The organism is Candidatus Cloacimonadota bacterium, from assembly GCA_034661015.1.
In the GTDB taxonomy this organism is placed as follows: Bacteria; Cloacimonadota; Cloacimonadia; order JGIOTU-2; family JGIOTU-2; genus JAYEKN01.
In genome coordinates this window covers 2818-7211 of the sequence record JAYEKN010000005.1, presented here as the reverse complement: position 1 = coordinate 7211, position 4394 = coordinate 2818, and the positions used below count along the sequence as shown (strand labels likewise).

Here is a 4394-nt window from a genome sequence, read left to right as displayed (position 1 = left end):
TTAAACCTTGACATTAAAAGCACCAAACGGGGAAGTTGTACAAAAATTTTTTAATTGGATTGCGTGAAAAACATAAAAAAAGTTTTAAAAAAATGTTAGTTTTTTTGCTATTATGTTACTCAGAAATAAAAAGGAAAACTCAAAAATAATTTGTGACAGGATATTATGAAAAATATAAATATTATTAAAGGAAATATCCTTACTTCAATATCCAAAAAACAGGTGCAATTTTTGCCATCCGGTTTTATGGCATTTGGTAGTAATGGAACAATTTTGGAAGTATCCGAAAAAGATATTAGAGAAAAATATAATAAGGCAACTTTTCAGGATTTTTCTGATAAATTGATCCTCCCGGGATTTGTGGATACTCACAATCACTTATCCCAATTGGGTTTGGAAGGAATTTATAAGGGGGAATTGTTAGAATGGCTAAATGAATTGATTTTCCCGCGAGAAAGAAAAATGGAAGATACTAAATATGCAAAAAAAATATCGGAACTTTTCTTTCGGGAACTGCTTCGAAATGGTATCACCACAACATCCACGTATGTTTCAAACAATAAGAACGCTACGAATATTGCTTTTGAAGCTGCTGCAAAGGCTGGAATTCGTGCCAATATCGGCAACGTGTTAATGGATCAGAATGCCCCTGAATATTTAGTGAAAAACACGGATACAATGATGCGGGAATCTGAACAGCTCATAAAAAAATGGCACGGATTCGATGATAGATTGCATTATGCTATCACTCCGCGTTTTGCTATCGCTTGCTCTTTCGATTTGTTAAAAAGAGCAGCAGAGTTAGCCCACAAATACGATCTTGGCATACAAACCCATCTCGCTGAAAATGAAAGCGAATTGCAACTTGTGAAAAAATATTTTCCAGATAAAAAAAATTATACCGATGTTTATTATCAAGCCGGGCTTCTAAGTAGCAAAACTATTGTCGCTCATTGCATCTATTTAGATGCTGCCGAAAGAAAAATCCTAAAAAAAACAGGGACAAAGATTTCTCACTGCCCGTCTTCCAATCGCTTTCTCATTAGCGGTTTGATGCCATATAGAGAATATGAAAAGGAAAAATTGCCAATCGCCTTGGGAACTGATATTTCCGCCGGTTATAATCTTTCCATTCTTGACGAAATGAAAGAAGCTATCGAGACCTCAAAAATGATTAATTTTGTTAATGGGGAGAAAACTCACAACCCAATTTCAGCGGAGGAAGCATTTTATCTCGGAACTTTGGGAGGTGCGACAGCCCTTGGTTTGGGTGAAATTATTGGTAGTTTGGAAAAAGGGAAATCTGCAGATTTTATCATACTCAATCCGGAAAAAAGTTTTTTTAATATTGATAATGATTTTTTTGCAAATCCCCATCAGATTCTAGCAAAAATAATTTATGCAGGTAACAGACAAATTATTGATCAAGTTTTTATTCGGGGAATAGAGGTTGAAAAATAGATTTTCGTCTCTCGGATACGACAATATGGGAAAATCGAAATCCACCTTTTCAAGCGGTAAAAAATGTTAACAAACAGAAAGAGGAAAATCCCTAACTAACTGCTATTGCCTGAATTTTACGGAGCAATATAGCTAACTTATACACTTTTCCAAAAAATACGACAATATCCTTAAAGCACGGACTGGTAGCAAACAAGACGAATTTCTTTGAATGGACGAAATGTTATTCACAAATTGTTCACAATTGTTTACCGAACAATGGCAAGTTTAATCTTTTTGTAACTCCCACCGCATTTCAGAATGCAGAAATAGATTCCCGAAGCAAAATTATCGCCATTAAAGGGAACTTCCACAACCCCGGATTCATTGCTCTCGGATTCGATTTTTTTTACCAGATTACCGCTAAAATTATAAATGTATATCGTCGCATTTTCTCCCACTTCTGATGAAAATATAAATTTTCCAACTTGTTCATTATCAGAAATATTATAAGGATTGGGGAAAAATTTAAAAGAATTTTCAGCTGCAACAGTGCTGATTTGAGTTGTGTCTGTTGAATTGCCAAATTCATCAATTGCTGTGAGTCTAAATTCATAACTTCCATAATTCTCTATGTTGTATTGAAAATGCGTTTCAGTAATATAAGTCGAATCGGTAATAGTGGTAAATGTGGAACCGCCTGTGGGGCAATATTCAAGTGAATATTTAACATCCATAAATGTAGGTGCAAGAGCATCCCATGAAAATGTTACCAGTTTATTGTAAGAATAAATATTGAAAAATGAAATTTTAGGGTAATCATTTCCCGAATATTCCTCAAAATAAAAAGCCAAAAAACCATCCCATCCGGTTTGTTGAACAAAATCCAGAGTGCGATATTTTTCCCAATTCAACGAGAAAGAATCAGAAGGATAATGAATTGCCATTTTACCAATATCCGGCGATGGGGCATTTTGAAATACCACTGAGGAAAGTATCGTCATAGAATCAATAGTAGCTGCTATCTGCTCGGCAAATAGAGACAGCTCCCCCGAACCGAAATTCGATAATTCCGCATAAAATTCTCTCAGGTCAATACTTTCATTATTTATTGAATAGCATTGATCATACGCATTCTCAAAAACATCATGATAAATTGTATCTGAATATGTTGAACAAAAATCATACAACAATGGATTCATGAATTCCAGATAGTTTTGAGTTCTTATCGCCGATAAACTAACTTTACTCCAGCCAGTTTGATAATACATTGTGTAGGAATTTACATAGCGAAGGACAGTTTCAAAAGCAAATTCTTCCGAGGTGGACTGGGGATTATCAACCAAATAATTAAAAAGTCCGCACTCTGCTGCCGGTAATTCGGGATTCGCTCCATAAAACATTCCATCTCCGGGAACTGTTAATTCCGAACCGATAATGATGTCGCAGAAATTGTAAACTTCTCCAATCACTTCAGCCGTCTGCATATCGCATGCATCGAAATCCAAAATATCAAGATGAGATGTAATTCCCGAAATTGCTTGCTGTAATTCTCCGTTCGCCACTCCAATAGTTCCGCCATCGTAATCGGTGCAGATACTTTTTATCAGAAATCTTTCTCCGTTTTTTGACCACCCGTTCCCATGATCCCAAAGAATCAGCATTGTTTTTTGGGATGGGTAATGTAAGAAGCCCCAATTGGCAAAATCAGTTACTTGCTGTGGATCGGCAGAATTTATTTCTCCCAAATCTTCGAGGAGTATAGAACAAATAGAATCGGGATATATATCATGCTGAATTTCGTATCTTCTACAAGTTGTGAAATAGGGGGGATGACTCAAGTCATTGTTTGGATCAACTTGAACAATTACGTTTACAGAGTCGTTATATACGACTTCTTCCATCTCATTGATGTCCTTGAAACTGGCTTCGCTAAGGCTGTTATCGGCTGCCATATAAATCAAAACCGTCCATTGGGCGGAGGCGAAGACGGGGGAGACCATCCCTGCGAATAGCATTATTAATAAAATTTTTTTCATTTTTTCCTTATGAGTAAATTTTCACTCTTGGGATTATTTATAATGCATTGGAATGTTATGTTTCGTATGATGAATAGTTGATATAACCGCAGAAATAATAACAATCAACGCACCGAACACAGTAATTAATTCCGGAACTTCATTCCAAATAATCCAGTCAATAATACCTGAGAATACAACGGCAAGATAGATAAAGGGGGAAATTGTGGTTGTGGATGCATATTTTACCGAAAGGATAAGTAGCAACTGGAACATGGCATAAAACACACCGCTCACAAGAAGATATAACCATAAAATGCCATGCGGGGTGCTCCATGTGGGAATTGTCCATATGCCCATAATCACTGTTGTGATAGCGAGATAATAAAACATAACGATTTTCACCGGTTCATTTTTATCATCCAGTATCTTGATAATTACCGTAGAAAGTGCTGAGAGGAATCCTGAGAAAAGTGCGATAAGATCTCCCGGATTTAAAAAACCTCTTTCCGGATGTAACACCATTGTTACCCCGATAAATCCGGTGATCATCACAAACAAAATTTTTAGCGAGATTTTTTTGCGAAATACAAAAAATGCAATAATAGGAATGAAGATCGGGGTGGTACTTTGCAAGAGGGTGGCATCAACAAGGGGAATGAGTTTTACTGCGAAGAAGTAGAAATACATCGAAAGAAGTCCGATAATTGCTCTTCCGAAAACGAGTTTGGAATTCTTTGGTTTTAAGCTGTGTTTCTTGTCACGGAACACCCATGGGAGGATTACAATAAGAGCTATAAAATTTTGGAAGAACATAATTTCCTGAGTTTTCAAACCTTCAACCGAACATTCTTTTATGAATGCGGACATGATGGAAAACCCCAGAAAGGCAATGATCACGAGGAAAATCCCTTTAGCAGGATTAAGGTTTTTTTC

General features: G+C 36.3%; 3 protein-coding genes. 1 reads left to right on the top strand and 2 read right to left on the bottom strand.

Going from position 1 to position 4394, the window contains the following annotated elements; all coding sequences use genetic code 11:
* The first annotated feature begins 165 nt into the window (after positions 1 to 165).
* Positions 166 to 1461 carry a guanine deaminase gene (guaD, locus tag U9P79_00100; GenBank protein ID MEA2103035.1) on the top strand — a complete coding sequence of 432 codons (1296 nt, stop codon included), beginning with the start codon at positions 166 to 168 and terminating at the stop codon, positions 1459 to 1461.
* Between the two features lie 248 nt (positions 1462 to 1709).
* Here the strand turns inward: guaD and U9P79_00095 are convergent, their stop codons facing one another.
* Together U9P79_00095 and U9P79_00090 are read right to left on the bottom strand one after the other, a co-directional pair.
* Entirely contained in the window at positions 1710 to 3479 is a 1770-nt protein-coding gene (locus tag U9P79_00095) for a clostripain-related cysteine peptidase (GenBank protein ID MEA2103034.1), read from the bottom strand.
* Between the two features lie 33 nt (positions 3480 to 3512).
* A partial coding sequence (locus tag U9P79_00090) for a DMT family transporter (protein MEA2103033.1) occupies positions 3513 to 4394 on the bottom strand: 882 nt, incomplete at its 5' end.

What these genes read in the sequence shown, in the direction of transcription:
- guaD (MEA2103035.1), top strand. Translation starts at nt 166, where the DNA reads ATGAAAAATATAAATATTATTAAAGGAAATATCCTTACTTCAATATCC.
- U9P79_00095 (MEA2103034.1), bottom strand. Translation starts at nt 3,479, where the DNA reads ATGAAAAAAATTTTATTAATAATGCTATTCGCAGGGATGGTCTCCCCC.